Origin of the sequence: Pseudomonas sp. P9_35, assembly GCF_034008205.1 — a bacterium.
Lineage (GTDB): Bacteria > Pseudomonadota > Gammaproteobacteria > Pseudomonadales > Pseudomonadaceae > Aquipseudomonas > Aquipseudomonas kilonensis.
In genome coordinates this window covers 1,306,291-1,332,720 of sequence record NZ_CP125373.1, presented here as the reverse complement: position 1 = coordinate 1,332,720, position 26,430 = coordinate 1,306,291, and the positions used below count along the sequence as shown (strand labels likewise).

At 61.8% G+C, this 26,430-nt stretch carries 23 protein-coding genes, 1 pseudogene and 1 riboswitch; of the genes and pseudogenes, 7 read left to right on the top strand and 17 right to left on the bottom strand.

Annotation, left to right across the window (positions count from 1 at the left end; all coding sequences use genetic code 11):
- Window positions 1-139: 139 nt before the first annotated feature.
- The 5 genes from QMK47_RS05675 to QMK47_RS05655 all read right to left on the bottom strand — a co-directional run bounded on the left by QMK47_RS05675 (window position 140) and on the right by QMK47_RS05655 (window position 9,233).
- On the bottom strand, window positions 140-640 hold the full coding sequence (locus QMK47_RS05675) for a methylated-DNA--[protein]-cysteine S-methyltransferase (protein ID WP_253471669.1): 501 nt from the start codon (window positions 638-640) through the stop codon (window positions 140-142).
- Window positions 641-814: 174 nt separating this feature from the next.
- Window positions 815-3,550: a LuxR C-terminal-related transcriptional regulator gene (locus tag QMK47_RS05670; protein ID WP_320389913.1), complete on the bottom strand. Its 2,736-nt coding sequence runs from the start codon at window positions 3,548-3,550 to the stop codon at window positions 815-817.
- A 407-nt stretch (window positions 3,551-3,957) separates the two neighbouring features.
- On the bottom strand, window positions 3,958-5,322 hold the full coding sequence (locus QMK47_RS05665) for a DUF1329 domain-containing protein (RefSeq protein ID WP_214511270.1): 1,365 nt from the start codon (window positions 5,320-5,322) through the stop codon (window positions 3,958-3,960).
- Window positions 5,323-5,347: 25 nt separating this feature from the next.
- Window positions 5,348-7,219, bottom strand: coding sequence for a DUF1302 domain-containing protein (locus tag QMK47_RS05660; RefSeq protein ID WP_253471664.1), 1,872 nt, complete (start codon window positions 7,217-7,219; stop codon window positions 5,348-5,350).
- Window positions 7,220-7,550: 331 nt separating this feature from the next.
- The gene (locus QMK47_RS05655; protein ID WP_320389912.1) at window positions 7,551-9,233 is read right to left on the bottom strand and encodes a fatty acid--CoA ligase; all 1,683 of its coding nucleotides are present in this window, start codon (window positions 9,231-9,233) and stop codon (window positions 7,551-7,553) included.
- A gap of 269 nt (window positions 9,234-9,502) precedes the next feature.
- Here QMK47_RS05655 and QMK47_RS05650 point away from each other — a divergent pair, with 269 nt between their 5' ends.
- Window positions 9,503-10,417, top strand: coding sequence for a glycosyltransferase family 2 protein (locus tag QMK47_RS05650; RefSeq protein ID WP_320389911.1), 915 nt, complete (start codon window positions 9,503-9,505; stop codon window positions 10,415-10,417).
- Window positions 10,414-11,031: a CatB-related O-acetyltransferase gene (locus QMK47_RS05645; RefSeq protein WP_320389910.1), complete on the top strand. Its 618-nt coding sequence runs from the start codon at window positions 10,414-10,416 to the stop codon at window positions 11,029-11,031. The genes QMK47_RS05650 and QMK47_RS05645 overlap by 4 nt, the downstream gene beginning before the upstream one ends.
- A 44-nt stretch (window positions 11,032-11,075) precedes the next feature.
- Here the strand turns inward: QMK47_RS05645 and QMK47_RS05640 are convergent, their stop codons facing one another.
- Complete coding sequence (locus tag QMK47_RS05640) at window positions 11,076-11,705, bottom strand: LysE family translocator (RefSeq protein WP_072346960.1); 630 nt, start codon at window positions 11,703-11,705, stop codon at window positions 11,076-11,078.
- A gap of 278 nt (window positions 11,706-11,983) precedes the next feature.
- Between QMK47_RS05640 and QMK47_RS05635 the strand changes: the two genes are divergently transcribed.
- From QMK47_RS05635 to QMK47_RS05625, 3 genes are all read left to right on the top strand, one after another.
- A complete protein-coding gene (locus QMK47_RS05635; protein WP_253471656.1) occupies window positions 11,984-12,949 on the top strand; it encodes a 2-hydroxyacid dehydrogenase in 966 nt (321 codons plus the stop codon).
- 33 nt (window positions 12,950-12,982) lie between these two features.
- Window positions 12,983-13,981 carry a class I SAM-dependent methyltransferase gene (locus tag QMK47_RS05630; RefSeq protein WP_253471654.1) on the top strand — a complete coding sequence of 333 codons (999 nt, stop codon included), beginning with the start codon at window positions 12,983-12,985 and terminating at the stop codon, window positions 13,979-13,981.
- A 50-nt stretch (window positions 13,982-14,031) separates the two neighbouring features.
- Window positions 14,032-14,152: riboswitch (yybP-ykoY riboswitch) on the top strand.
- An 89-nt stretch (window positions 14,153-14,241) separates the two neighbouring features.
- On the top strand, window positions 14,242-14,826 hold the full coding sequence (locus QMK47_RS05625) for a TMEM165/GDT1 family protein (RefSeq protein WP_214511264.1): 585 nt from the start codon (window positions 14,242-14,244) through the stop codon (window positions 14,824-14,826).
- Between the two features lie 126 nt (window positions 14,827-14,952).
- Here the strand turns inward: QMK47_RS05625 and QMK47_RS05620 are convergent, their stop codons facing one another.
- Window positions 14,953-15,768, bottom strand: a complete 816-nt coding sequence (locus QMK47_RS05620; RefSeq protein ID WP_214511263.1) for a M48 family metallopeptidase — start codon at window positions 15,766-15,768, stop codon at window positions 14,953-14,955.
- 218 nt (window positions 15,769-15,986) lie between these two features.
- On the opposite strand from QMK47_RS05620, the pseudogene QMK47_RS28680 reads away from it, so the two are divergent.
- A pseudogene (locus QMK47_RS28680) lies at window positions 15,987-17,267 on the top strand (HAMP domain-containing protein); the annotation flags it as partial.
- Window positions 17,268-17,282: 15 nt separating this feature from the next.
- Window positions 17,283-18,125, top strand: coding sequence for a methyl-accepting chemotaxis protein (locus QMK47_RS28675; protein WP_373557688.1), 843 nt, complete (start codon window positions 17,283-17,285; stop codon window positions 18,123-18,125).
- A 321-nt stretch (window positions 18,126-18,446) separates the two neighbouring features.
- On the opposite strand, the gene hisC is transcribed toward QMK47_RS28675, so the two are convergent.
- The 10 genes from hisC to QMK47_RS05565 form a co-directional block, all read right to left on the bottom strand.
- Entirely contained in the window at window positions 18,447-19,499 is a 1,053-nt protein-coding gene (gene hisC, locus QMK47_RS05610; RefSeq protein WP_320389908.1) for a histidinol-phosphate transaminase, read from the bottom strand.
- A 1-nt stretch (window position 19,500) separates the two neighbouring features.
- Window positions 19,501-20,838 (bottom strand): histidinol dehydrogenase, encoded by a 1,338-nt coding sequence (gene hisD / locus QMK47_RS05605; protein ID WP_212797519.1) that lies wholly within the window; start codon window positions 20,836-20,838, stop codon window positions 19,501-19,503.
- 123 nt (window positions 20,839-20,961) lie between these two features.
- Entirely contained in the window at window positions 20,962-21,597 is a 636-nt protein-coding gene (hisG, locus tag QMK47_RS05600) for an ATP phosphoribosyltransferase (RefSeq protein WP_053178222.1), read from the bottom strand.
- A gap of 129 nt (window positions 21,598-21,726) precedes the next feature.
- The gene (gene murA / locus QMK47_RS05595) at window positions 21,727-22,992 is read right to left on the bottom strand and encodes a UDP-N-acetylglucosamine 1-carboxyvinyltransferase (RefSeq protein WP_018614024.1); all 1,266 of its coding nucleotides are present in this window, start codon (window positions 22,990-22,992) and stop codon (window positions 21,727-21,729) included.
- A 22-nt stretch (window positions 22,993-23,014) separates the two neighbouring features.
- Entirely contained in the window at window positions 23,015-23,254 is a 240-nt protein-coding gene (locus tag QMK47_RS05590; protein WP_018614022.1) for a BolA family protein, read from the bottom strand.
- 115 nt (window positions 23,255-23,369) lie between these two features.
- The gene (locus QMK47_RS05585; protein WP_253471647.1) at window positions 23,370-23,675 is read right to left on the bottom strand and encodes a lipid asymmetry maintenance protein MlaB; all 306 of its coding nucleotides are present in this window, start codon (window positions 23,673-23,675) and stop codon (window positions 23,370-23,372) included.
- An 8-nt stretch (window positions 23,676-23,683) separates the two neighbouring features.
- Complete coding sequence (locus tag QMK47_RS05580) at window positions 23,684-24,337, bottom strand: phospholipid-binding protein MlaC (protein WP_214511258.1); 654 nt, start codon at window positions 24,335-24,337, stop codon at window positions 23,684-23,686.
- Between the two features lie 11 nt (window positions 24,338-24,348).
- Window positions 24,349-24,816: an outer membrane lipid asymmetry maintenance protein MlaD gene (gene mlaD / locus QMK47_RS05575; RefSeq protein ID WP_053118499.1), complete on the bottom strand. Its 468-nt coding sequence runs from the start codon at window positions 24,814-24,816 to the stop codon at window positions 24,349-24,351.
- The gene (mlaE, locus tag QMK47_RS05570; protein ID WP_046063856.1) at window positions 24,816-25,613 is read right to left on the bottom strand and encodes a lipid asymmetry maintenance ABC transporter permease subunit MlaE; all 798 of its coding nucleotides are present in this window, start codon (window positions 25,611-25,613) and stop codon (window positions 24,816-24,818) included. The genes mlaD and mlaE overlap by 1 nt, the downstream gene beginning before the upstream one ends.
- The gene (locus QMK47_RS05565) at window positions 25,613-26,422 is read right to left on the bottom strand and encodes an ATP-binding cassette domain-containing protein (RefSeq protein ID WP_003197859.1); all 810 of its coding nucleotides are present in this window, start codon (window positions 26,420-26,422) and stop codon (window positions 25,613-25,615) included. Before QMK47_RS05565 ends, mlaE begins: the two co-directional genes overlap by 1 nt.
- Between the last annotated feature and the right edge of the window lie 8 nt (window positions 26,423-26,430).

Genomic DNA, 26,430 nt, shown 5'->3' with positions numbered 1-26,430 from the left:
CTGTGACCTGTGACCTGTGACCAATGTGGGAGCGAGCCTGCTCGCGAAGGCGTTGGATCAGTCGCCTCTCCGTTGACTGGCGCACCGCTTTCGCGAGCAGGCTCGCTCCCACAGGGATGGATTTAGCCATGCTGATGGGTCAGAACGCCAATTGCAGGCTCTGCTGGCCTTCAAGGCTGAGCAGCAACTGTTTCGCCGCCAGGCCGCCAGCGAAGCCGGTAAGGCTGCCGGAACTGCCGATGACGCGGTGACACGGGGCGATGATCGAGATGGGGTTGCGGCCATTGGCGGCGCCGACCGCCCGGACCGCTGTCGGTTGGCCAATCTGGATGGCGATGTCGCGGTAGCTGCGGGTTTCGCCAAAGGGGATGGTCAACAGGGCTTGCCAGACCCGCACCTGGAAATCAGTGCCCGCGAAGTCCAGCTCCAGCTCGAAACGACGGCGCTGGCCGGCGAAGTATTCCAGCAACTGACGCTCGGTTTCCTTGAGGACCGGATGCTGGGTGTCCTCCTCCAAAGGCCCCAGCCGCACCCGATTGAGCCGCTCGTTTTCCCAGAGGATGGCCGCCAGCCGTGTCTCCCGGGCGACGAGGATCAGTTGGCCGACGGGGGATTGGATGGTTTTGTACTGGGGCAACATCGAGGGATTCCTTGTCAAAGCCTTTGTGGCGAGGGAGCTTGCTCCCGTTGGGTTGCGAAGCGACCCTACACTTGGCACCGCGGTGTGTCAGGTTATTAGTTGGGGGGCTGCTTCGCAGCCCAGCGGGAGCAAGCTCCCTCGCCACAGATTTTTCTCACCGCTCCCAAATCTTGCTCAGCCCAACAACCCCAACGCCTTCGCCCGCGCCACCGCCTGGGTGCGGCGCTCGACGCCGAGTTTGCTGTTGATGTGGCTGGCGTGGGTCTTGACGGTGTGCAGCGAGATAAACAACTGCTCGCTGATTTCCTGGTTCGAGCACCCTTGGGCAATCAACTGCAACACCGCCCGCTCGCGACTGCTGAGGGTTTCGACCGGCGCCGCCGGGTCGGCAGGCTGGGCCACCGTCGAGGGCAGGCGTTCGAGCAGGTGCTCGCGCAAGGTACTGGGCGGTGCTTGCAGCAGCTGTTCGCGCAACCATTCACGGTGCTCGCCGAACAACCACTCGAAGGGCTGCAATACCCCGCCGCTGGCAGCTTCGAAAGCCTGGGCCAGGGTGCGACGGGCTTCGGGTTCACGCCCGATGCTCAGCAGCAAGGCGACTTTCTGGTTGAGCGCCATCACGCTGAGCATCTGCCGGCCACTCTGCTGACCGTGTTCAAGCAAGGCATCGAGCCGTCCTTGCGCGAGTATCGGTTGGCCTCGGATGGACTCCAGCACCGCCTGTTGCAACTCGACATGCAGCGGCAGTTGCGGGTGGAATTCCGGTGGTGCGGCGGCCCGTTCGCCCGTGTAGGTCTGGCCCAGCCGGGCCAGCCAGGCTTCGGCCAGGTCGGTGCGGCCTTGGGCCAACCAGAGTTCGCACTTGACCAGGGTGATCATCGCCAGATAGTAGATCGGCGGAACGTCCCAGATATGCATCAGCCGCTCGGCTTCCGCCAGTTCGGCGAAGGCCCGGGCGAACTCGCCGCTGTAGCCTTCGATACGCGCGATCACGCAATGGCCGATCAGCACGCTGATGTCGCGGCAGGCGCGGGCTTCGGTGAGACCCGCCTGTAGCCGCGCAAGGCCAACCTGGGGCTGCATGCGCAAGGTCAGCAAAAAACCTTCGTACATGATCAAGCGCGCCCGCACCGCATAAAGCCGCTGGGGCGACAGCTTGTGCAAACGTTGCAGGCCCTGGTGCACTTCATCCAGCGCCCGCAGGATCTCTCCCCGCGCCTGCAGGACGCGGGCACGATCGTAATGGGCCAGGGCCTCGAACAGTGGATTACCGACCCGTTGCGCCAGCTCCAGGGAATCGCGGTTCAGGTTCCGGGCGCGCCACAGGTCGCCGTCGGCAATCGCCAGGTTCGACAGTGTGGACAGGCACATCAGGCGCTGGCCGTAGCGTTTTTGCGGCAGGCTCTCCAAAGCTTCGCTGCAATACCGCACGGTGGCCTCGCGATCCCCCCGGCCACGGGCGACGATCCCACTCAGGGCCAGCCATTGGGCGAGCATGGATTTTTGCGCAGTGGCCGAGGGGGCCGGCAGGAAACGACTCAAGTGCGCCGCCAGCTCTTCGGCAGCGTCCAACTGGCAGGCCAGCCCCAACGCCCAGCTGTAGAGCACGATCAGTCGCGGAGTGCTGATGAGCAGGCTGTCGGGCAAGTCCATTTTCCAGCGCAGCAACATGCCGACGTTCTGCTCGGCCAGCAGTTGCTCCTCCGAGAGGTTCTGCACCAGGTTCGCCGCCACGTCCAGGTGCCCGGCCCGCAGCGCCTGCTCCACGGCTTCGTCGATCAGGCCCTGGGCGTTGAACCAGCGACAGGCCCGCAGGTGCAGGGTCGCGGCCGGGACCATGGCCGGTGCGCTGGGGCGACTGCGCAGCAGGTCGGAAAACAGGTGGTGGTATCGGTACCAATGGCCGTGCTCGTCCAGCGGTACCAGGAACACCTGGTGGGCCGCCAGGTAACGGAGGATTTCGGCGCTGTCATGGGCCTCGCGCACCGCGTCGCACAGTTCGCTGCAAAAGCGCTCCTGAGGGGCCGTGTCGTAGAGAAATGCCTGCACCTCGGCGGGCAGGCAGTCGATGACCTCTTCAAGCAGATAATCGCGAATCAGCCCTTCGCCGCCGTGCAAGGCCTGGGGCAGCAGGCCTTCGGGACCGGCTTCGGAGGCGGCCAGCAACCAGAAACGCAACCCGGCCACCCAACCTTCGCTGCGCCGGATAAGATTTTCCAGCGCCTCACCGCGCAACGAACTGCTGTGATGCTGAAGCAGGGTCAAGGCTTCGTCATGGGTCAGACGCAGGTCCTGCTCATTGAGTTCGAGCAGTTGCCGCGACAGGCGCAGGCGCGCCAGATGCCAGTCCGGGCGCTGGCGGCTGGTGACGAGGACCAGCAACCCGTCGGGCAGGTGATTGAGGAAAAATTGCAGGCAGCGATCCAGTACCGGGCTTTGGGCCAGGTGGTAATCGTCGAGCACCAGCAACAAGGGCTCATGAGGCGATAAGTGCGTGGACAGTTCGTCCAGCAGGCCGTCGAGCCATTCTTCGAAGGCAAAGGGTTGATGACGCTGACGCATTTTCAGCAGCCCCAGCGCCCGACCGCCCAGTTGCGGGAAAAAGGCCTGGAGCCCTTCGAGCAACCGTTCAAGGAAGCGGCCTGGATCGTTGTCCCGGGCGCTGAGCCCCAGCCAGAGGCTTTGCCAATGGGCCGGCAGGCTCTGGCAGAACTCCACCGCCAGGGAGCTTTTACCGAACCCCGCCGGGGCACTGACCAACAGCAACCGGCCTCCGAGCCCTGCGCTCAAACGCTCGCACAACCGCGGCCGCACGACATGGCCGTCGGGCAAGGGCGGGCGGTAGAAACGCCCGTCCTGTACCGCGATGGCTGCGCGGGCAGAATCCGGAAGTGAAGACAAATCAGTCATGGCCGGCTCTTGTTGAAAGGCGGGTGGCGGCGTTGCAGATGTCCGCAGACTAGCGGTAAACGAGGAGGTATTGAAGGGAGTGCTACAAATGGCTACAAAAAGACTACAAGCCGACCGACTTGAAAAAACTCAGGCAGCCACCGCTCTTGCTCCCGCTGAGTTGTAGGAGCTGTGTAGGAGCTGTCGAGTGAAACGAGGCTGCGATCTTTCCCCAGACACTTGAATCTCAAAGCGAAAGATCAGGATCAAAAGATCGTCCGAACGCGGCCCGAGCCTTCGCCAGCTCCTACAGAGTCCAGCGGGAGCAAGCTCCCTCGCCACAGGGTTTTGTGTTGACTGATCGAACAAAAAAAAGCCCCGAACCAGTCGGGGCGTTTCTTCGAGGATGCGGCCTCGGGTAAAGCGGTTTAGCGGATGCCGTCCTGACGCAGGGCGTTCGGGGTGAAATCGGCGGTGGTGGCGGTGAAGCCGAAGTCGTAGGCCGATTTCTCTTCGTTCTTCATGCCCAGTGCCAGGTAGCGGCCGGACTGCAGGTCGTAGAGGGTTTCCAGGGCGTACCACGGCACTTGCTTGTCGTAGTAGTTCTCGGCATGGGCCTCGGCCACGCGCCACAGTTGGCCACGGCCGTCGTAGTGGTCGATCACCGCAGCTTGCCAGGTGTCTTCATCGATGAAGAAGTCACGCTTGGCGTAGATGTGGCGCTGGCCTTCCTTCAGCGTCGCGGTCACGTGCCAGACACGACGCAGCTCGTAGCGTGCCAGGTCCTGGTTGATGTGGCCGGCCTTGAGGATGTCGGCGTACTTGAGTTGCGGCGAATCGATCTTGTAGCTGTTGGAGGCGATGTACAGCTCTTTCTTGCCTTCCAGCTTCCAGTCGTAGCGGTCCGGCGCGCCGTTGTACATGTCCAGGTTGTCGGAGGTACGCAGGCCGTCGGCGGCGGTACCCGGGCCGTCGTAGGACACTTGCGGGGCACGGCGCACACGGCGCTGGCCGGCGTTGTAGACCCACGCCGAACGCGGCTCCTTCACCTGGTCGAGGGTTTCGTGCACCAGCAGCACACCACCGGCCAGGCGCGCCGGCGCGGTCACTTGCTGCTTGAAGTAGAACAGGATGTTGCCCGGGTTGGCCGGATCGAAATCCTTCATCTTGTCGCGGAACACGAACTGGTCGCGGAAGTACACCAGGCTGTACGAACCGTTGGGCTGTGGAGTGGCCTGGGTGACCAGGCGCGTCACGCTGCCGCCACGATAGCGGGTGATGTGGTTCCAGATGACTTCCACGCCGCTCTGGGGAATCGGGAACGGCACGGCCGTCTCGAAGTTCTCCAGGCCGTTGCCGCCGGAGACCAGCTTGGTGTTGACCGCGTTTTTCTTGATGGAGGCGAACACCTCGTCCGGCACGGTGGCACCGCGATGGGTCGGATAGACCGGCATCTTGAAGGTTTCCGGGTAACGCTTGAACATCGCGTACTGGCCCGGCGCGAGCTTGTCCTTGTACTGGTCGACGTTCTGCGCGGTGATGGTGAACAGCGGTTTTTCACTGGCGTATGGGTCGGCGAGGAAGCCCTTGCTGTCCACGGAGCCGGCATTCTTGGCCATGGCTTTCCAGGCCGAGATCGAGCCGTCGGCATTGCCGGCCATCTCGGCGCCCATCGGTGTCAGGCTCTTGCCGAGTTTATCGGCCTCGGCCGCAGGCACTGCCGCCATGACGCTGGCGGCCAGCAGGGAGAGCCCCAGAACACCGGCCTGCAACAGATTCTTTGTTATTTTCATAGTGTGTCGTCCTGAAATACGGTGCTTAGAAGGTCACGCCGACGCTGAGCGCCAGGAAGTCGCGATCGTCCACGGTGCTGAAGTCGCCACCAAAGAAGTTGGTGTAGGCCAGGCTGGCGTTGTAGGTGTTCTGGTACTCGGCATCCAGCCCGAGGCTGACCGCTTTGCGGCCTTCTTCGAAGTTGCCACCAGGGCCTGGCGAGTAGCCTTTGACGTCATGGGACCAGGCCACGTTGGGCTTGAGGTTCACACCCGCGAAGACGTCCGGGTATTCCCAGATGGCGCGCGCGCGGTAGCCCCAGGAGGTGGAGGTGGTGAAGCCGTCGTTGTTGCAGTTGCTGTTCACGTCGTTGATGGTCTGGCCGCCACCTGCGGCGGTAGCGCCGTTGAGCCTGTCACAGGCTCCGGCGGGCAGTTGACCCGGACCAAAGACAGGGTCACGACCGTAGCGAACGTCCGACTTGCTTTCCAAGCCTCCAACATGAGTAACGCCGACTTCACCTACCAGTGTGAGGCGACTGGCGCCCATGACCTGATCCAAGAAGTGGGTGAAGGTGGTCTGGAACTGAGTGATTTCCTTGCGGCGATAACCATGCAGATCCTGGCCTGGCACACCCGTGAGCAGCGACGCATTGCCCAACGTAGGACCACCGAGCGGGCGAACGCCGGCGAACAGGATATCGGTGGTGCTCAATTGCACCGGTGCATTCGGGCGATAGCTCAATTCACCGCTCCACGCCGTACCGGTAGGCAGCGTCGTGGAGAAGCTCAGGCCGTAGAGGCGAATGTCTTCCGGATATTCGACGAAATATTGCGAGTTGCCTGCAACCAGCAGAGGCGCCAGTCCGGCAAACGGAGGGGGCAATCCTGCAGCTATGTTGTAGACCGACTGCGAGGCACCCGTGGCACTGAAAATCGGCGCACGACTGTGGTAGTTCATGAAGTAGGCACCGAACTCGGTGTCCAGCGGCTCGAACATGTACTTCAACGAAGCGCCCCACTGACCACTGTCACGGGCGTCGCGATCCGGCCCGCGGCGTACCAGTACGCCTTCTTCGTTGACGTCGACACCCAGTGCGGCCGCTGGGCCCAACGCGGCGGCTGGGAGCGTGGAACGCTTGCTCAACACCCGCAAATTATCGGTACACCCATCGGCAATCACATCCGGCTGGGAAAAGAACGTACCGCAGTTATCCACAACGGTCTGGTCCCACTCCAACTGGTAGAAGGCTTCGGCCGACAGATTGTCGGTCAGGCTCTGGGAGACGTAGAACATGTTGACCGGGATCAGGCCTTCCTTGATCTCGGCACCAGGGCGACGGAACGCGGACACGTCGACCGGGTTGATGGAGTTGATGCCGCCCTGGATGAAGGTACTTTCACCCCAGCTGACCACTTGTTTGCCCAGGCGGACCGAACCCGGCTGATCGGCGATGGCGTAGTTGTGGTAGACGAATGCATCGAGAATCTGTCCGCCGGAGGACTTGGCGCCTTCCTTGCGGTTGTTGTCGCTGATGTCCTTGTACAGGCGGTTTTCGTCCTTGAGTTCGAAGTCGTACCAGTACTTGCCGCGCACGAACACGCCGGTATCGCCGTACTTCAGTTCCAGGTCATGGATGCCCTTGAAGATCTTCGAGAAGGTTTCCCCGCGCTTGAAGTTCAAGTGGCCGTCATCGGAGGTCTGCGACAAACCCTTGCCGCCATTGTTGACACCGATCAGGTCCTTGTTGGCGTTGGCCGTGGACCAGCTCGCGCCGACCGACAGGGACGAGTCGAACTGGCCTTCGATTTCACCGATGTTGAAACTGACGCCGAATGCTGGCCCGGCGAGCGAAGAGGCGAGACTGACCGCCAGAGGCAGTTTTGCCCGGCGCCAGAACGTGGTTGCTGAGGTCATCGACGCTACTCCATGTGCATTATTGTTATGGCAGTGGACATTTCAAGAACACCTCGATGGCTGGGAGCGGCAGCGTCCCGACATCCATCAAGGTCGCATCGCCCTTTCGTGCGTGCGCCCCGTTCCTGAGAATCCGTGAGCGGACTATAGCCAGCAGGTAGTACGGCTTGATCCCTCTAAAGTGTGATTTGCAGCCCTCAACCACTCTGGAACAGTCCTTTCGCCAGGCCGACAGGTGTCGGCACGGCAAGGATGGCTGAAATTTGCGGTTTGACAAGTCAAGCGCTTGCTTGGTGGGGCTGCCGTGCCCTTTCGGGCACGGCAAAAAGGCCTAAAGAGTGGAGAGGAAGGTGCTGTTGTTGCTCTGCCATTCGGTGATGTCGACGCGGATGCGCTTTTTGTCGAGCTTGCCGACGCTGGTCTTGGGAATTTCCGTAACAAGGGCTATCTGGCTCGGGATCGCCCACTTGCTCAAGTGCCCCAGCTCGACGAACGGCTTGAGGTGTTCCTTGAGTTCACGAGCCCCGATCTGATGCCCTTCGCGAATCACCAGCAGGGCAAACGGCCGCTCGCCCCACTGCGGATCGGGAATGCCGACCACTGCTACTTCGCGTACCGCCACGTGACGGCTGATGAGGTCTTCCAGGTCCAGGGAGGAGATCCATTCGCCACCGGTCTTGATCACGTCCTTGATGCGATCACGGATGTCGATGAAGCCCATGTTATCCAGCGTGGCGACGTCACCGGTGTGCAGCCAGCCTCCGGCCCAGAGTTCGGCGCCCTTCTGCGGCTCGTTGAAATAGCCCTCGGTGAGCCACGGCGCGCGCAGTACCAGTTCGCCCTGGGTCTCGCCGTCGGCCGGCAGGAAACGCCCCTCGGTGTCGACGATCGCCGCTTCCACCAGCGGGCCCGGCACACCGGCCTTGATCCGGTAGGTGGTGCGTTCGTCTTCGCTGCCGGCCATCAGTTCATCGTTGAGGTGGGCACAGGACACCAGCGGGCCGGTTTCCGACATGCCATAGGCGGCAGTGAGCTGGATGCCCCGGGCCTTGGCCGCTTCGTACAGGCTGCGATTCAGGGCGCTGCCACCGATGACGATTTTCCACCCGCCGAAATCGGTGTCCTGGGCCCCCTTGGAATTGAGGACCATTTGCAGGATGGTCGGCACGCAATGGGAAAAGGTGACCTTTTCCTTGCGCCACAGCTGGACCAGGAATTCGGGATCGTAGCGCCCCGGGTAAACCTGCTTGAGCCCGAGCATGGTCGCGACATAGGGCAGGCCCCAGGCGTGGACATGGAACATCGGCGTGATGGGCATGTACACGTCGTTGGTGCCCAGCAACCGCACGCTGTCGATAGACCCCATGATGGTCGCCACGCCCATGGTGTGCAGCACCAGTTGCCGATGGGTGAAGTACACGCCCTTGGGGTTGCCGGTGGTGCCGGTGGTATAGAACGTGGTGGCGACGGAGTTTTCGTCGAAATCCTGGAAGTCGTAGGTAGGGGCGGCGGCGGCCAGCAGTTGCTCGTATTCACCCACCAGGTTCGGCAAGTCGGCGGTTTTTTCCGGCAGGTCGGTCAGCAGCAGGGTCTTGTCCACCGTGGTCAGGTGCCCGGCAATCGCCCGGTACAAGCCGACGAACTCGCTGTTGACCAGCACGAAGCGGTCCTCGGCGTGGTTCATGGTGTAGAGGATCTGTTCCGGTGACAGGCGCACATTGATGGTGTGGATCACCGCACCGATCATCGGGATCGCGAACATGCATTCCAGGTAGCGATGGCTGTCCCAGTCCATCACCGCCACGGTATCACCGGCCTTGACCCCCGCCTCGGTCAACACGTTGGCCAGCCGCGCGACCCGTTCGATCAGCGTCGGATAGCTGTAGCGCAACTGGTCACGGTAGATGATCTCGCGGGTTTTCTCGTAACGCGTGCCGGACATCAGCAGCCGCTTGATCAGCAGCGGGTATTGATAGGCGCCTTCGGCTGGAGGAATAACGCGAGTCTGCAACATAAGAGTCCCTTTTCTGACTGCACGGTCTTGGCTGGAAGTTAGCACTCTAGAGCGCTTATACACCGATCAAATCAGCCAAAGGAATGATTTGATTGGCACGCAAATACTAGCCTTGGGCCATCCATCGCCGGGTTTCGCAAACCTTGCGGAGCCAAACCTTGTCAGATCGGGATCCAACAGCGAGCATAGGTATCAGGCTAGTTACAAAAACCTGTGGGAAAAATGCCCTGGCAGGTTTCCAGCATGCCACCACTTTTTGGCAGAGAATAATGAACAACGAACCGACCTCATCCCAGGCCACCGAGCCTCAGGGTGCGCCACTTGTGTCGATCGTGGCCCCTTGCTACAACGCCGAGAAATACCTGGAAGAAGCGATCCACAGCCTCTTTGCCCAGGATTACCGGAACCTTGAGGTCATCGTGGTCGACGACGGCTCCACTGACAACAGCCTCGCCATGCTGCGGCAGTTGCAGCAAACCTACGATTTCCAGCTCTACTCTCAGGAGAACCAGGGCGTCAGTGCGGCACTCAACCACGGGCTGAAGTATGCCAAGGGCTCTTATGTAGCAACCCCGGACCTTGACGATGTGATGTTGCCCCATTCGATCCGGGTCCGTGCCCAATACCTGGACGAGCATCCGCAGGTGGGCTGTGTCGGCGCGCTGGTCATCTACATGGACAGCGAGGGCCGGACCATCAAGGAGCAACAGCGCGACCACATCAAGGTGCATACCTTCGATGATCTGCTGCGCGACGCCACGGTCATCGGCGCACCCACGGCCCTGTATCGCATGAGCACCCTGCAGCACGCCGATTTTTATGATCCGCAGCTAAGGGTCCAGGATTTCCAGATCACCCTGCGGATCGCCCGCCTGGGGTATGCAATCCATGAATTACCGATCAGCGTCACGCGCTATCGGCGCCACCCCAATAACCTGTCAAGGAAATACCGCTTGATGCTCAAGTCGGACCTGCAGGCCATCGAGCCCTATCGGGACCACCCCGCCTACGAGTCGGCCCGCACGGTGCTGGTGCACAAAGCGCTGAAGTACGCCGTAGTCGAAGACCGGAAGGAAGCCTGGCAACTGTTGCGCAGCATCCCGTGGCGTCACTGGAACAAAACCAGTTTCAAGCGCTTCAAGCGACTGGTCTTGCGATGGCCGATGACAAGGTTCCAATCATGAAATTCTTGCAGAAACTCAAGGAGCGAAAGGAGCGAAAGCACCTCAGGCGTCTGGAGAAACTCGAAAGAGCGCCGGAAAAGATCCGTCTGCGCTATCCCAAATACCAGGTCGGGGTGGGCACGTATGGCATTCCCGAGGTGATGGAGTTCGGCGACGACACGACGCTCAAGATCGGCTCTTATACGTCGATCGCCCAAGGGGTGAAGATCCTGTTGGGCGGAGGGCATCGCACGGACTGGATCAGCACGTTTCCATTTCCACTGATGATCGACGAAGCCCGGGACATTCCCGGCAGCAATCCGACCAAGGGCGACGTGGTGATTGGCAGCGACTGCTGGATCTGCGCTGGAGCGATGATCCTGTCGGGCGTGACCATCGGCCATGGCGCCGTGGTCGCGGCCGGGGCGGTAGTGACACGCGATGTCGAGCCTTATGCCATGGTGGGTGGCAACCCGTGCCGGTTCATTCGCTGGCGCTTCGAGGAACCCGTGCGTCAGGCCCTGCTTGAGTCGGCCTGGTGGGAGTGGCCGACGGAGGAAGTCAAGGCGGTGTCGCCACTGCTATGCAATGACAACATCGACGCTTTCATGGATTACGTCCGCCAACGGCATTGATCGCCCCACATCCGCATGGGGCGATCGCAGGAAAGGCGAAACGGTCAATGCGCCTCGGTAAACGCCAGCTTCACCCCAATGGCGACGAGCACCGCGCCCATGGTCCGGTCGAACCAGTGGCCCATGCGCGCAAAACCGGCGCGCACCCGTTGCTGGCTGAACAGCAGCGCCACCAGGCAGAACCAGGCAGCCGTCGCAACCGCCAGGTACACACCGTAACCGGCCTGGACGGCCAACGGCGTGTGTGGGTTGATCACCACGGTGAACAGCGACAGGAAAAACAGCGTCGCCTTGGGGTTCAGGCCATTGGTGACGAAGCCCGAGGTGAACGCGCCGCGAGGGGTACGCTCACCGGCCTCTTTGTGCAGGTTGTCCTCGGTGGGCTTGGCCGGTTGCGCCCGCAGTGCCTTGAAGCCGATGTACAGCAGGTACGCGGCGGCGGCCCATTTCAGCGCGTTGAATAGCACGATCGATTGCGACACGATCAGGCCGATACCCAACAGCGAATACCCTACATGCAGGAAAATCGCCGTGCCGACGCCCAGCGCCGTCCAGGTCCCGGCACGCCGGCCATGGGTCACGCTTTCGCGCACCACCACGGCAAAATCCGGCCCGGGGCTGGCAACGGCCAGCAGGTGGATCAGGGCGACGGTGAGGAATTCGGTGAGGTACATGGTGGAGCTCCTTGCGACAAGCTTTTGTTGGATGAAATCCCGTGGCGAGGGAGCTTGCTCCCGCTCGACTGCGTGTAGGAGCTGACGAGTGCAACGAGGCTGCGATCTTTCCCCAGACACTTGAATCTCAAGCGAAGATCAAAAGATCGCAGGCTTCGCCAGCTCCTACAGAGCCCAGCGCTTGCGCCCTCGCCACAGGTATACGCCGCCATGGCCACATTTCATCTGATAGGCTCGTCACATTACGCCTTCGGTTCTTCACATAAAAGGTACAGCTGATGACGAACACCGCTCGTGCAGTTTTCCTCGACCACCCTTCCCTGGACCTCGGCGACCTGGACCTGGGCCCGCTGCGTAACTGCTTCAGTGACCTGCAACTGTTCGCCCGGACCACGCCGGACCAGGTCATCGAGCGGCTCAAAGGCGCCACCGTGGCGATCACCAACAAAATCGTGATCGACGCACAGGCCATGGCGGCCAGCCCCGAACTGAAGCTGATCCTGATCAGCGCCACCGGCACCAACAATGTCGACCTGGCCGCCGCCCGCAGCCATGGCATCACGGTGTGCAATTGCCAGGGTTACGGCACACCGTCGGTGGCCCAGCACACCATCATGCTGTTGCTGAACCTGGCGACGCGCCTGGCCGATTATCAAAAAGCGGTGGGTGAAGGTCGCTGGCAAGAGGCTTCGCAGTTCTGCCTGCTGGATTATCCGATTGTCGAACTGGAAGGCAAGACCCTGGGCTTGCTGGGCCATGGTGAATTGGGCAGTGCCGTCGGGCGGCTGGCCGAAGCCTTTGGCATGCGTGTGCTGCTGGGGCAGATCCCCGGGCGCCCGGCCCGCCCCGACCGCTTGCCGCTGGAGCAGTTGTTGCCGCAAGTCGATGCCTTGACCCTGCACTGCCCGCTCAACGAGCACACTCGGAACTTCATCGGCGCCCGCGAACTGGCGCAGCTCAAGCCCGGTGCCTTCGTGGTCAACACCGCCCGTGGCGGCCTGATCGACGAACAGGCCCTGGCCGAAGCCCTGCGCAACGGTCACTTGGGGGGCGCCGCCACCGACGTGCTCAGCGTGGAGCCGCCGGCCCAAGGCAACCCGCTGCTGGCCGGCGATATTCCACGCTTGATCGTCACACCGCACAACGCCTGGGGCAGCCGCGAGGCACGGCAACGGATCGTCGGGCAAATGAGCGAAAACGCCCAGGGCTTTTTCAGCGGTACAGCGCGGCGTGTCGTCAGTTGATAAACTGCCGCACTTTTTTTCAAGGAGCAGACCATGGATCCGCGCAGTGAAGTACTGCTTCGTCAGGCCGAGTTATTCCAGGGTTCGGTCTTGCTGGCCGGCCTGCCCGCCGATGACCTGCTCGGCCGTTTGCCAGAGGCCCATGGCTGGTGCTGGCACGCTGGTGATCAGGCCGCGCTGGACGCTCGCTTCCCCGAGCGCAGCCACTTTGGCGTGAACATACCCGAGCGTGGGTTCGACACGGCCGTGGTGTTCCTGCCCAAGGCCAAGGACCTGACCGACTACATCCTCAATGCCGTGGCGGCGCGCCTGGCCGGGCGCGAGGTGTACCTGGTGGGGGAAAAGCGCAGCGGCATCGAAGGCGCGTCCAAGCAGCTCAACCCGTTCGGCAAGCCACGCAAGCTCGACAGTGCGCGGCATTGCCAACTGTGGCAGGTCACCGTCGCCAACGCGCCCGAGGCCAAGTCCCTGGAAAGTCTGGCCCAGACCTACGAATTGCCCCTGGCCGAAGGCCCGTTGAAGGTCATCAGCCTGCCGGGGGTGTTCAGCCATGGTCGCCTGGACCGCGGCAGTGCGCTGCTGTTGGAACACCTGGATAAACTGCCCAGCGGGCATTTGCTGGACTTCGGCTGCGGTGCCGGGGTGCTGGGGGCCGCGGTCAAGCGGCGCTATCCGCACAACACCGTCACCCTGTTGGACGTGGACGCATTTGCCGCCGCCAGCAGTCGCCTGACCCTGGCCGCCAACGGCCTGGAGGCCGAGGTGCTGACGGGTGACGGCATCGACGCCGCGCCGATGGGCTTGAGCGCGATCCTGAGCAACCCACCGTTCCATGTCGGCGTGCACACCGATTACCACGCCACGGAAAACCTGCTGCGAAAAGCCGCCAAACATCTGAAAAACGGTGGTGAACTGCGGCTGGTTGCCAATAGTTTCCTCAAGTACCAGCCACTGATCGAGGAGCATCTGGGCGTCTGCGCCATCAAGGCCGAAGGCCAGGGCTTTCGCATCTACCGGGCCAAGCGCGGTTGAAATCTTTTAGGCAACAGCACTTGCTCAATCGGATTTGCCTAGGCAGAATCCGCTCCGTCCTAGGGGAGTAGTCTCCCGCGAGCGCCATGCTCGCCCGGCATACGTCAACATACTTGGTCAGCAGACCATGGCGTATGCGGCCCAAGCGTCCACGCAGATGGTCGCTGGGTTTGACAAGACCTATGACACGCACACCTTACCCGGGGCGGGAAGGCTGTACGTGTCATAGCCGTGTCGACCCGCCCCTTTAGGAATTCCTGATGCTGGACTCACTCCTCGTACCTACCGCTATCGTTGCGCTGGCCGAAATCGGCGACAAGACGCAATTGCTCGCACTTATCCTGGCCGCTCGCTTTCGCAAGCCCTGGCCGATCATCGCCGGCATCATTGCTGCAACACTCGCCAACCACGCAGCCGCCGGGGCAGTAGGGGCCTGGGTCAGCGGATTTTTCTCCAATGCGGTGTTGCACTGGATACTGGCGGCAAGCTTCACGGCCACGGCGCTGTGGACCCTGGTCCCGGACAAACTGGACGATGAGGAAGCGAACACGGCCCGCAAGTTCGGGCCGTTCCTGACCACGCTGATTGCGTTCTTCCTGGCGGAAATCGGCGACAAGACGCAGATCGCCACGGTGATGCTCGCCGCGCAATACCCGGAGTTGTGGTTGGTGATCATCGGCACCACCGTGGGCATGTTGATTGCCAACGTGCCGGTGGTCCTGGCGGGCAATTTCGCCGCCGAGAAGCTGCCCCTGGCCCTGATCCGCCGCCTGGCCGCCTCGGCATTCTTCGTCCTGGCGATCGTGGCGGTGTACAAGGCGATGCAGAGCAGTGGGTGGGTTTGAGGCTGTTGTGGCGAGGGAGCTTGCTCCCGCTCGGTTGCGCAGCGACCGCAAGATTTTGGGGCCGCTTCGCAGCCCAGCGGGAGCAAGCTCCCTCGCCACAAAAACAGTTTCACAGCATGATGAGGCTTACTTCTTGGCCTGCTGATAAAGCGGCATCACCTTCGGAATCGCCGCCTGCAACGAAGCGATACGGCTGCTCGACGACGGGTGGGTGCTCATGAATTCCGGCGGCGCGCCTTCCGAGGCCTTGGCCATCTTGTTCCACAAGGTGATCGCCGCGTTCGGGTCGTAGCCGGCGCGGGCGGCCAGTTCGAGGCCGATCAGGTCGGCTTCGTTCTCGTTGCCACGGCTGTTGGGCAAGGTCATGCCATAGTTGGCGACGGTGTCGGCCAACGCCAGGCTGTCCTGGCCCAGGCCGAACAAGGCACCAGCGCCCTGCTTGGCCATCTCGATGCCATAGGCCTTGGACATCGCTTCGCGCCCGTGCTCGCGCAGGGCGTGGGCGATTTCGTGGCCCATGACCGCGGCGATTTCAGCGTCGGTCAGCTTCAACTTGTCGATCAGGCCGGTATAGAACATGATCTTGCCGCCAGGACCGCAATTGGCGTTGAGCTCATCGCTCTTGATCAGGTTCACTTCCCATTTCCACTGCGCCGAATCCGGGCGAAACACGGGCGCCTGGGCGATCAAGCGGTCGGCAATGGCCTGGATGCGCTTGGCTTCGTTGCTGGTCTTGTCCAGCGCGCCCTGGGCGCTCGCCTCACCCATCGTCTTTTGATAGGACTGGGCGTACATCTGGTTGACCTCATCGGTCGACAGCATGCTGAACATGTACTGCTTGCGTTCCACGCCCACGGCTCCGCCGCTGGTGGTATTGACCGACTGGCAACCGGTGAGCAGCAGAGCCGCGCTCAGAGCACTCACCATCAATGTCTTGTTCATGTAAAAAAAGCTCCCTGGAAACGTGGGCGTATCCTAGGCCTTGATTTGTATCGGCGCCAGATACATAACGAAGGATTACAGATTTTTCGGACAGACCCCACACAGTCCATTTGCGACACCTACGCAGCTAAAACAGTCACCCGACGAACAACGCCTCATGCCGCGCCATAGAAACGCCGATAACGGCTCCAGACGTCACTTTCGCGTCCGGAGCCTTTATGAAATTCAGATCGATCCAGTTTTCCGTAGCCGCCCTGGCCGGTGCCATCGTGCTCAGTGTGGTGGGCGCCCTGGTGCTGTACGCGCTGTTTGCCGGCGCGCGCACCCAGGACATGGTGCAACAGCGGACCAAGGCGCAGTTCGAACAACTCATCGAACAACGCCTCACTGCCCTGGCCCGCACCCAGGCGAGCCTGATCCAGCGGGAACTGGAAGCCCCGCTGCTGCTCGCCCGCGGCCTGGCCATCAGCAACGCCTTGATGGGCATGAACGGCACGGACGGCAACCCGCAATTGAAGGTGCCCCGCGAGCAAATGATCAGCCTGTTGCGCGAAACCGTGGTGCGCAACCCGAAGATCCTCGGTGCCTACATCGCCTGGGAACCGAACGCCATCGACCATGACGACGCCAACTATGTGAACAGCCAGGTGGTGGGCATGGAAACCAATGGGCGTTTCCTGCCGTGGTGGTTCCGTAACCAGGACGGCTCCCTGGGCCTGGAAAAACTCGCCGACGTGACCGACCAGAAACTGCTTTCCACCGGCATCCGCGCCAGTGAGTACTACCTGTGCTCGCAGGACAGCAAGAAAGCCTGCGTGATCGACCCGGCGCCCTATCGCGTTGGCAGCACGATGACCATGCTCGCCTCGTTCATCGAGCCGATCATGATCGATGGCAAGTTCCAGGGCATCGTCGGCGCCGACCTGTCGGTGAACTTCATCCAGGACATGCTCGTGGCCGCCGATGGCAAGTTGTACGACGGCGCAGGGGAGATGGCCTTGCTCTCCAGCAACAATCGACTGGTTGCCTTCACCAAGGACCCGAGCAAACTCGGAGAAAAGGCCAGCGACCTGCTGGACGCCAGTGCACTGGATAATCTCGCCAAGCTGGGCGCCGGCGAAGTGCGCTATGACATCGACGAAGAACACGGGCATATCGAGGTGTACATGCCGTTCGGCATCGGCGAAACCAACGCCCGCTGGACGCTGATGTTGCAGCTGCCGCTGAACGCGGTCATGGCCGACCTGCAAGCGCTGCAAAAAGACCTCGACCATCAGCGCCAGGCCGACATCTTCGGCATGGCGATAGTCGGCCTGGTGATTGCCGGCATCGGTCTGCTGGTGATCTGGCTGGTGGGCCACGGCATTGCCCGGCCACTCAAGCAGATGGTGGCGATGCTCGATGACATCGCCCAGGGCGAAGGCGACCTGACCCTTCGCCTGGTCAGCGACCGCGCCGATGAACTGGGGGCGATCGCCAGGGGTTTCAATACCTTCCTGAGCAAGTTGCAGGGCATGATCACCCAGGTGGTGACCTCGGTGCAGAGCGTCAGCGATTCGTCGGAGCACACCGCCGATATCGCGATCCGCACCAACCAGGGCGTGCACAAGCAGATGTCGGAGATCGATCAAGTCGCCACTGCCGTGCACGAAATGACCGCCACCGCCCAGGACGTGGCCCGTAATGCGACCCAAGCCGCCCAGGCCGCCAGCCATGCAGACCAGGCTGCCAGCCAGGGCATGCAGATCGTGAGGGACACTTCCACCTCCATCGGTGCCCTGGCCGTGGAAATCGGCAAGGCGGTGGGCGTGGTACAGACCCTGGCCAAGGACAGCGAGAACATCAACGCGATCCTCACCGCCATCCGCGGGATCGCCGAGCAGACCAACCTGCTGGCCCTCAACGCGGCCATCGAAGCCGCCCGAGCCGGTGAACAGGGCCGTGGTTTCGCGGTAGTCGCCGATGAAGTGCGCAACCTGGCGCAGAAGACGCAACAGGCGACCGAAGAAATCCAGACAATGATCCAACAGTTGCAACAAGGCACCCGGGACGTGGTGCGGGTGATGGAAGACAGTCAGAACCGCACCGACGAAAGCGTGCAGCATGCGGCGAAAGCGGCCCAGGCCCTGGAAACGATCACCCAGGCCGTGTCGGTGATCAACGACATGAACACCCAGATCGCCAGCGCCGCCGAGGAACAAAGCGCCGTAGCCGACGACATCAACCGTAACGTGATCAACATCGGGCAAGTGGCGAACGAAGTCGCCAGCGGCGCCGACGAATCCAGCGCGGCCAGCGCCGGGTTGACCAAACTGGCGGAGCAGCAGCGGCGGTTGATCAATCAGTTCAGGGTCTGATCCAAAGGCCCAATCGCGAGCAAGCTCGCTCCCACAGGGGGAAGTGCACTGGAACGCCGATCTTGTGAACACCCCAAAACAACTGTGGGAGCGAGCTTGCTCGCGATAGCGTCGGATCAGCCAACATTGAAGTAACTGACACACCGCCTTCGCGAGCAAGCTCGCTCCCACAGGGGGATCGGCGGTGGAATGCCGATCTTGCGAACACAGCAGAACAACTGTGGGAGCAAAGCTTGCTCGCGATGGCGTCGTCACGGACAACAAAACCGCTATCGCGAGCAAGCTTTGCTCCCACAGACTCCCACAGGTTCAACGCAGGGTTTAGAGTTCGCCGAGGGCTTCTACCAGCGCTTGGTTCTGCTCCGGTGTGCCGATGCTGATCCGCAGGAACTGGGCAATCCTCTCCTGTTTGAAGTGCCGCACGATCACACTCTGTTCGCGCAGTTTCGCCGCCAACCCTGCCGCATCGTGCCGGGGGTGGCGGGCGAAGATGAAGTTGGCCGCCGAGGGCAGCACTTCAAAGCCCTTGGCTTGCAGTTGGGCCACGACCCATTCACGGTGCTCGATGACCAACTGGCAGGTCCGGTCGAAATGCTCACGATCGTCGAACGCCGCCGCGCCGCCGACATTCGCCAGGCGATCCAGCGGGTAGGAGTTGAAGCTGTTCTTGATCCGCTCCAGCGCTTCGATCAGGTCCGGATGGCCCACCGCCAGGCCCACGCGCAGCCCCGCCAGGGAACGGGACTTGGACAGGGTCTGGGTCACCAGCAGGTTCGGATAGCGATCCACCAGGCTGATGGCCGTCTCGCCGCCGAAGTCGATATAGGCCTCGTCGACCACCACCACCGAATCCGGGCTGGCCTTGAGGATCTGCTCGACCGCTTCCAGCGCCAGCAGGCAACCGGTCGGCGCGTTCGGGTTGGGGAAAATGATCCCGCCATTGGGTTTGGCGTAGTCTGCCGGGTCGATCTGGAATTGCGCATCCAGCGGCACCGCATCGAACTGGATGCCGTACAGCCCGCAATACACCGGGTAGAAGCTGTAGCTGATGTCCGGGAACAACAGCGGTTGGTCGTGTTGCAACAAACCGTGAAAAATGTGCGCCAGCACTTCATCCGAGCCGTTACCCAGGAACACCTGGTTGCTCTGCACGCCATAATAGCGGGCCACGGCGCCTTTCAGCAGGTCGCTGTTGGGGTCCGGATACAGGCGCAGGTTGTCGTTCAGCTCGGTCTGCATCGCCGCCAGGGCCTTGGGCGATGGGCCGTAGGGGTTTTCGTTGGTGTTGAGCTTGACCAGCCGGGTCAGCTTCGGCTGTTCACCCGGCACGTAGGGCACCAGGTTCTTGACGAACGGGCTCCAGAATTTACTCATTTCAGTTCCCCTGCCCTTCAATGGATGGCTCGTCAAGAATGCGGTACTCGGCACTGCGCGCGTGGGCGCTCAGCGATTCGCCACGGGCCAGCACCGAAGCGGTCTTGCCCAGTTCGGATGCGCCCTGCTCGGAGCAGAAGATGATCGACGAACGTTTCTGGAAGTCATACACCCCCAGCGGCGACGAGAAGCGCGCGGTGCCGGAAGTCGGCAGCACGTGGTTGGGGCCTGCGCAGTAGTCACCCAGGGCCTCACTGGTGTGGCGACCCATGAAGATCGCACCGGCGTGACGGATCTGCGGCAACCAGGCCTGCGGGTCGGCGACCGACAATTCCAGGTGTTCCGGCGCGATGCGGTTGGCGACTTCGATGGCCTGCTCCATGTCGCGGACCTTGATCAGCGCACCACGACCGTTGATCGAGGTGTTGATGATCTCGGCGCGGTCCATGGTCGGCAGCAGCTTGTCGATGCTGGCGGCGACCTTGTCGAGGAACTCGGCGTCCGGGCTGACCAGGATCGCCTGGGCGTCTTCGTCGTGCTCGGCCTGGGAAAACAGGTCCATGGCAATCCAGTCCGGGTCGGTCTGGCCGTCGCACACCACGAGGATTTCCGAAGGGCCGGCGATCATGTCGATGCCGACCTGGCCAAACACGTGGCGCTTGGCGGTGGCGACATAGATGTTGCCCGGCCCGACCACCTTGTCGACCCGCGGCACGCTTTCGGTGCCATAGGCCAGCGCAGCCACGGCCTGGGCACCACCGATGGTGAACACCCGGTCCACGCCAGCGATGCAGGCGGCGGCCAGCACCAGTTCGTTGATTTCACCGCGCGGGGTGGGGACGACCATGACCACTTCGGTCACGCCGGCGACCTTGGCCGGGATGGCGTTCATCAGCACCGAGGACGGATAGGACGCCTTTCCGCCCGGCACGTACAGGCCGGCGCGGTCCAGCGGCGTGACCTTCTGGCCCAGCACGGTGCCGTCGGCTTCGGTGTAGCTCCAGGAGTCCTGTTTCTGCCTTTCGTGATAGTCGCGCACCCGGGACGCGGCTTTTTCCAGGGCTTCGCGCTGGGGCACGGTGATCCGGGTCAGGGCCAGTTCCAGGCGCTCGCGCGGCAGGATCAGGTCGGCCATGGACGCCACTTGCAGGCCGTCGAACTTCTGGGTGAATTCCACCAGGGCCGCATCGCCACGCTCGCGCACAGCCTTGATGATGTCCAGCACCCGCTGATTGACCGAGTCGTCAGACACGCTTTCCCAGCTCAGCAGATGATCCAGATGATGTGCGAAATCCGGGTCGGCAGCGTTGAGACGGCGAATCGAAGTGGGAGCGGTCATAGCGAGGGCCTCATTAATGGCAAATGCTCAGGCGCCCTAAGCTACCAGTCCATTCGCGTGGGCACCTGAGAAAATTGGCTATGACACGGATAGACGGGCGCGACTCAAGGTCGCGCAGGTGAATCAGCCGCGGTGTCGCGATTCCACTGCCTTGCGCAGGGTATCGATCAGAGCCTGGATACGGGCGTGCTGCATTTTCATCGAAGCCTTGTTGACGATCAGCCGGGAGGTGACGTCAGCGATGAAGTCCTGGGGTTCCAGGCCATTGGCCCGCAGGGTGTTGCCGGTGTCGACCACGTCGATGATCTTGTCCGCCAGGCCGATCAGCGGCGCCAGCTCCATCGAACCGTACAACTTGATAATGTCGACCTGACGACCCTGCTCGGCGTAGTAACGCTTGGCAATGTTGACGAACTTGGTCGCCACGCGCAAACGCCCCTTGGGCTCCGGCGCGCCGACTTTACCGGCGGTCATCAGCTTGCAGCGGGCGATCTGCAGGTCCAGGGGCTCGTACAGGCCCTGGCCGCCGTATTCCATCAGCACGTCCTTGCCGGCAACGCCCAGGTCGGCGGCGCCATGTTCCACGTAGGTCGGCACATCGGTGGCACGCACGATCAGCAAGCGCACATCGGCCTGGGTCGTGGGGATGATCAGCTTGCGGCTCTTGTCCGGATTCTCGGTCGGCACGATGCCCGCTTCAGCCAGAAGCGGCAGGGTGTCGTCAAGGATGCGGCCCTTGGACAGTGCGATGGTCAACATGGGAAACGTCAGTCCTTATCAAGGTACTCATGCCCGGTCGCAAGCGGCGCCGGACACACATCGAGGGTGCAAACACCCTCGACCTGAAACGAAATCAACAGGCACATCCTTGTGCCTATGCAACCGGAACTAGCCCGGTACGCGGCGGATCTTGGCGCCGAGCATCTGCAGTTTTTCTTCGATGCACTCATAGCCACGGTCGATGTGGTAGATGCGATCGATCAGGGTATCGCCTTCGGCAACCAGGGCCGAGATCACCAGGCTGGCCGAGGCCCGCAGGTCGGTGGCCATCACTGGCGCGCCCTTGAGTTTCTCGGTGCCAGTAACGATGGCGGTGTTGCCTTCGACCTGGATCTTGGCGCCCATGCGGTGCAGTTCGTAGACGTGCATGAAACGGTTTTCGAAGATCGTCTCGATCACAGCGCCCGTGCCTTCGGCAATGGCGTTGAGGGAGATGAACTGCGCCTGCATGTCGGTCGGGAACGCCGGGTACGGAGCGGTCCGCACGTTGACGGCTTTTGGCCGCTTGCCGTGCATGTTCACTTCGATCCAGTCTTCGCCGCAGGTGACTTCGGCACCGGCTTCCTTGAGTTTCTCCAGGACGGCTTCAAGGATGGTCGGATCGGTGTCCTTGACCTTGACGCGGCCACCGGTGACCGCAGCGGCCACCAGGTAGGTGCCGGTTTCGATCCGGTCCGGCATCACTTTGTAGGTGGCCGAATGCAGGCGCTCGACGCCATCGATGGTGATGGTGTCGGTGCCAGCGCCGCTGATCTTGGCGCCCATGGCGATCAAAAAGTTCGCCAGGTCGACCACTTCAGGCTCGCGCGCGGCGTTTTGCAGCACGCTGCGGCCCTTGGCCAGTGCGGCGGCCATCATGATGTTCTCGGTCCCGGTCACGCTCACGGTATCGAAGAAGAAGTGCGCGCCGCGCAAGCCGCCTTCCGGCGCCTTGGCCTTGATGTAGCCGCCTTCGACGTCGATCACCGCGCCCATTGCTTCCAGGCCGCGAATGTGCAGGTCCACCGGACGCGAGCCAATGGCGCAACCGCCAGGCAAGGCAACTTCGGCTTCACCAAAGCGCGCGACCATCGGGCCCAGCACCAGGATCGACGCACGCATGGTTTTCACCAGTTCGTACGGGGCGATCAGGGTCTTGATGGTGCGCGGGTCGATCTCGACGCTGAGCTTCTCGTCGATCACCGGCTCAATGCCCATGCGACCGAACAGCTCGATCATCGTGGTGATGTCGTGCAGGTGCGGCAGGTTGGCCACGGTCACCGGGCCATCGCACAGCAGGGTCGCGGCCAGGATCGGCAGGGCGGAGTTCTTTGCCCCGGAAATACGGATTTCGCCATCAAGACGAACGCCGCCGGTAATAATCAGTTTATCCATAAGAATCTCGAGGCCCTTGGGCTCAGGTGCGCTCGGCCCAGGCCGCGCTGCTGAAAAATTTCATCGTGACCGCGTGGATGCTGCCATCGGCGATCCATGGGTTCAAATGGGCATAGATGCTCTGCTGACGCTTCACTGGGCTCAACGTCGCCAGTTCATCGCTGATCACGTTCAGCTGGAAGTTGCAGCCTTCGCCTTCAACTTCCACCTTCGTACCAGGCAGCTTTCCTTCTAGGAAGCTCTTCACTTCTACAGCCTGCATGCTCAACCTCAATCGGCGCCCTGTGCGCGCGGGTCGCACATCATACAAAAAAGCCCCGCGCCTGCGAACCCCGCGAAGCAGGACTCTGACGGGGGGACTTTTCCAACAATGTGGGTCAGGGGTGCGCCAACAACTCGGTCAGCTCGCTGACCTGAGCTATTTCGCGCATGTCTTCGGGCATCCCACGGATGCTCCACGTTTTGCCGGCAGCCTTGGCGTCCCGCATGAAGCACAGCAGCAGCGACAGCCCGACGCTGCTGGACTTCTGTACCGCCGAGCAGTCAATGACCACCTCGGCGGCACTGATGGACTTGATCAGCGCCCGACCCTCCTTGCGCAGGGCCGGGCCGGTGCGGTAATCCAGCACGCCACTGAGCATCAGCACGCCAGCCTCACCCAGACGAACGGCGGACTCACTCACCGACTCGATCATTGCGCCTGCTTCTCTTTGGCTTCTTCGGCCACTTCCTTGGCCTTGGCGACCTCACCGGCCCAACCGTTGATGGTCTTGTCCAGATCGTTGCCATTGCGTTGCATCGCGTCGGCGAACTGATCGCGGAACAGCTTGCCGATGTTGATGCCATTGATGATCACGTTGCGCACCTTCCACTCGTCGTTGATTTTCTCGAGTGTGTAGGAGACAGGGTAGATCGCGCCGTTGTTACCCTTGACCTGCATGTCGACGCTGGTGCGGGTGCCGCTTTCGTCCTTGGCCGGCGAAACGGTGATGCCCTGGTTGTTGTACTCAAGCAAGGCGTTGCCATAGAACTGCATCAGGCTGCGCTTGAAGTTCTCCTGGAAACGGGTCATCTGCGCCGGGCTCGCCTTGCGCGAGTACTTGACGGTCATGATGCTCCTGGAGATGCCGTCGGCGTCCACCACGGGGCCGACGATGCCGTTCAACGCGTCATAGAACGCACTTGGGTCCTGCTTGTATTTCTCTTTGTTGGCGGAAAGGTCCGCCAACAGCCGGGTCGTCGTGTCCTGGATGATGTCATGGGCCGAAGGCGCAGCCACGGCGTTAGCCATCAACGGCAGCGCGGCGAGCAGCACCAACAGGCCACGTCGCAAGATAGAGATCATTCAAAAGCTCCTCATTTGGCGTCTTTGCTAACGGTATTGAGCAGGAATTTACCAATCAGGTCCTCGAGCACCAGGGACGACTGCGTATCGTGGATGACACCACCGTCCTTGAGCACGGCGTCTTCCCCACCCACGCTGATGCCAATGTACTTCTCACCCAGCAGCCCAGCCGTGAGGATAGATGCAGTGGAATCAGTCGGCAGGTTATCCACGCGCTTTTCCAACTGCAGCGTCACCCGACCAGTGAAATCCTCGCGATTCAGATCGATTGCCGTGACCTTGCCGATAGTGACACCGGCCATGGTCACCTTTGCTCTGACCGTCAAACCGGCGATATTGTCAAAGTTGGCATAAAGTTTATAAGTATCGGTGCTTGCCGTCGGCGCCAGTCCACTGACCCGCAAGGCCAGCAGCAGCAAAGCCAGGATGCCAGCCAGCAAGAAAAGGCCGACACCGATTTCCAGGGTGCGGTTTTGCATCAGAAATCTCCAAACATCAAGGCGGTCAGAATAAAGTCGAGGCCCAGGACCGCCAGCGAGGCGTACACCACGGTCTTGGTTGTGGCACGGCTGATCCCCTCTGACGTGGGCTCACAGTCATAGCCTTGAAACACGGCGATCCAGGTCACGACGAAAGCGAATACGGCACTTTTGATCACGCCATTGAGGACATCGTCGAGGAAGTCGACGCTGTTTTGCATGTTCGACCAGTAGGAACCCTCATAGACCCCCAGCCAGTCGACAGCCACCCACGAGCCGCCCCAGATCCCCACGACGCTGAAAATCATCGCCAGCACCGGCAGGGAAATGAAACCGGCCCACAGGCGCGGGGCAATGATGTACTTGAGCGGGTCGACACCAATCATTTCCAGGCTGGACAACTGCTCGGTGGACTTCATGTTACCGATTTCGGCCGTCAGCGCCGAACCGGCACGCCCGGCAAACAGCAGCGCCGTGACCACGGGGCCGAGCTCACGCAGCAGCGTCAACGCAACCATCTGCCCGACCGCCTGCTCCGAACCGTAGCTGGACAAAATGCTGAAGCCTTGCAGCGCCAGCACCATGCCAATGAAGATCCCGGAGACCACGATGATCACCAGGGACATCACGCCCACCGAGTGCAACTGCTTGACCAGCAGGCCAAAACCGCCGCCCGTCGAGTTGCGACCGAGCAAGGCGTGCATCAGGAACAGCGAGGAACGGCCCAGTACCGCCACCACATCGATGCCGGAGCGGCCAAACAGGCGAATTCTTTCCAACAGTGATTTCTTGCGCATCAGCGCTTCCCCAGCAGATCGGTACGGTAATCCGTGGCCGGGAAATGGAACGCCACCGGCCCGTCCGGATCACCCTTCATGAATTGGCGAATGCGCGGATTATCAGAATCCGCCAGTTCCTGGGGCGTGCCCTGCCCCAGCACCTGGCTATCGCCAACCACATAGATATAGTCGGCAATGCTCGCGGTTTCGGCCAGGTCGTGGGAGACCACGATGCTGGTGATGCCCAGCGCATCGTTGAGCAGGCGGATCAGGCGCACGAGCACGCCCATGGCGATCGGGTCCTGCCCGACGAAGGGCTCGTCGTACATGAGGATCTTCGGATCGAGGGCAATCGCCCGCGCCAACGCGACCCGACGCTTCATGCCGCCGGACAGCTCGTCGGGCATCAGGTCGAGGGCACCCCGCAGCCCGACGGCCTGCAACTTGAGCAGGACGATGTCGCGGATCATCTCTTCCGGCAGCTCGGTATGGACCCGCAACGGGAACGCCACGTTCTCGAACACATCAAGATCGGTAAACAGCGCGCCACTCTGGAACAGCACGCCCATGTGCTTGCGCGCATCGAACAGGTCGCTGCGAGACAACTCGGGAAGATTCTGACCATTGACCCAGACTTCGCCGGCGCTGGGGCGCAGTTGTGCCCCGATCAGCCGCAGCAGCGTGGTCTTGCCACACCCGGAAGGCCCCATGATGCCGGTGACCTTGCCGCGCGGAATGCGAATATCGATGTCATTGAAAATGCTGCGCGTCCCTCGCTTGAAGGACAGTCCCTTCAGCTCGACCGCGTAGGCGTTGTCGGCACTCATCTAAACTC

Coding starts and splice junctions, on each gene's coding strand:
- QMK47_RS05640 (WP_072346960.1), bottom strand. CDS start 11,705: ATGTACCTCACCGAATTCCTCACCGTCGCCCTGATCCACCTGCTGGCC.
- QMK47_RS05580 (WP_214511258.1), bottom strand. CDS start 24,337: ATGATCTCTATCTTGCGACGTGGCCTGTTGGTGCTGCTCGCCGCGCTG.
- QMK47_RS28675 (WP_373557688.1), top strand. CDS start 17,283: ATGATCACCCAGGTGGTGACCTCGGTGCAGAGCGTCAGCGATTCGTCG.
- QMK47_RS05645 (WP_320389910.1), top strand. CDS start 10,414: ATGAAATTCTTGCAGAAACTCAAGGAGCGAAAGGAGCGAAAGCACCTC.
- hisC (WP_320389908.1), bottom strand. CDS start 19,499: ATGAGTAAATTCTGGAGCCCGTTCGTCAAGAACCTGGTGCCCTACGTG.
- murA (WP_018614024.1), bottom strand. CDS start 22,992: ATGGATAAACTGATTATTACCGGCGGCGTTCGTCTTGATGGCGAAATC.
- QMK47_RS05675 (WP_253471669.1), bottom strand. CDS start 640: ATGTTGCCCCAGTACAAAACCATCCAATCCCCCGTCGGCCAACTGATC.
- hisG (WP_053178222.1), bottom strand. CDS start 21,597: ATGTTGACCATCGCACTGTCCAAGGGCCGCATCCTTGACGACACCCTG.
- QMK47_RS05625 (WP_214511264.1), top strand. CDS start 14,242: ATGCTGGACTCACTCCTCGTACCTACCGCTATCGTTGCGCTGGCCGAA.
- QMK47_RS05655 (WP_320389912.1), bottom strand. CDS start 9,233: ATGTTGCAGACTCGCGTTATTCCTCCAGCCGAAGGCGCCTATCAATAC.
- QMK47_RS05665 (WP_214511270.1), bottom strand. CDS start 5,322: ATGAAAATAACAAAGAATCTGTTGCAGGCCGGTGTTCTGGGGCTCTCC.
- QMK47_RS05650 (WP_320389911.1), top strand. CDS start 9,503: ATGAACAACGAACCGACCTCATCCCAGGCCACCGAGCCTCAGGGTGCG.
- QMK47_RS05620 (WP_214511263.1), bottom strand. CDS start 15,768: ATGAACAAGACATTGATGGTGAGTGCTCTGAGCGCGGCTCTGCTGCTC.
- QMK47_RS05660 (WP_253471664.1), bottom strand. CDS start 7,219: ATGACCTCAGCAACCACGTTCTGGCGCCGGGCAAAACTGCCTCTGGCG.
- QMK47_RS05635 (WP_253471656.1), top strand. CDS start 11,984: ATGACGAACACCGCTCGTGCAGTTTTCCTCGACCACCCTTCCCTGGAC.
- hisD (WP_212797519.1), bottom strand. CDS start 20,838: ATGACCGCTCCCACTTCGATTCGCCGTCTCAACGCTGCCGACCCGGAT.
- mlaE (WP_046063856.1), bottom strand. CDS start 25,613: ATGCGCAAGAAATCACTGTTGGAAAGAATTCGCCTGTTTGGCCGCTCC.
- QMK47_RS05590 (WP_018614022.1), bottom strand. CDS start 23,254: ATGCAGGCTGTAGAAGTGAAGAGCTTCCTAGAAGGAAAGCTGCCTGGT.
- mlaD (WP_053118499.1), bottom strand. CDS start 24,816: ATGCAAAACCGCACCCTGGAAATCGGTGTCGGCCTTTTCTTGCTGGCT.
- QMK47_RS05565 (WP_003197859.1), bottom strand. CDS start 26,422: ATGAGTGCCGACAACGCCTACGCGGTCGAGCTGAAGGGACTGTCCTTC.
- QMK47_RS05630 (WP_253471654.1), top strand. CDS start 12,983: ATGGATCCGCGCAGTGAAGTACTGCTTCGTCAGGCCGAGTTATTCCAG.
- QMK47_RS05670 (WP_320389913.1), bottom strand. CDS start 3,550: ATGACTGATTTGTCTTCACTTCCGGATTCTGCCCGCGCAGCCATCGCG.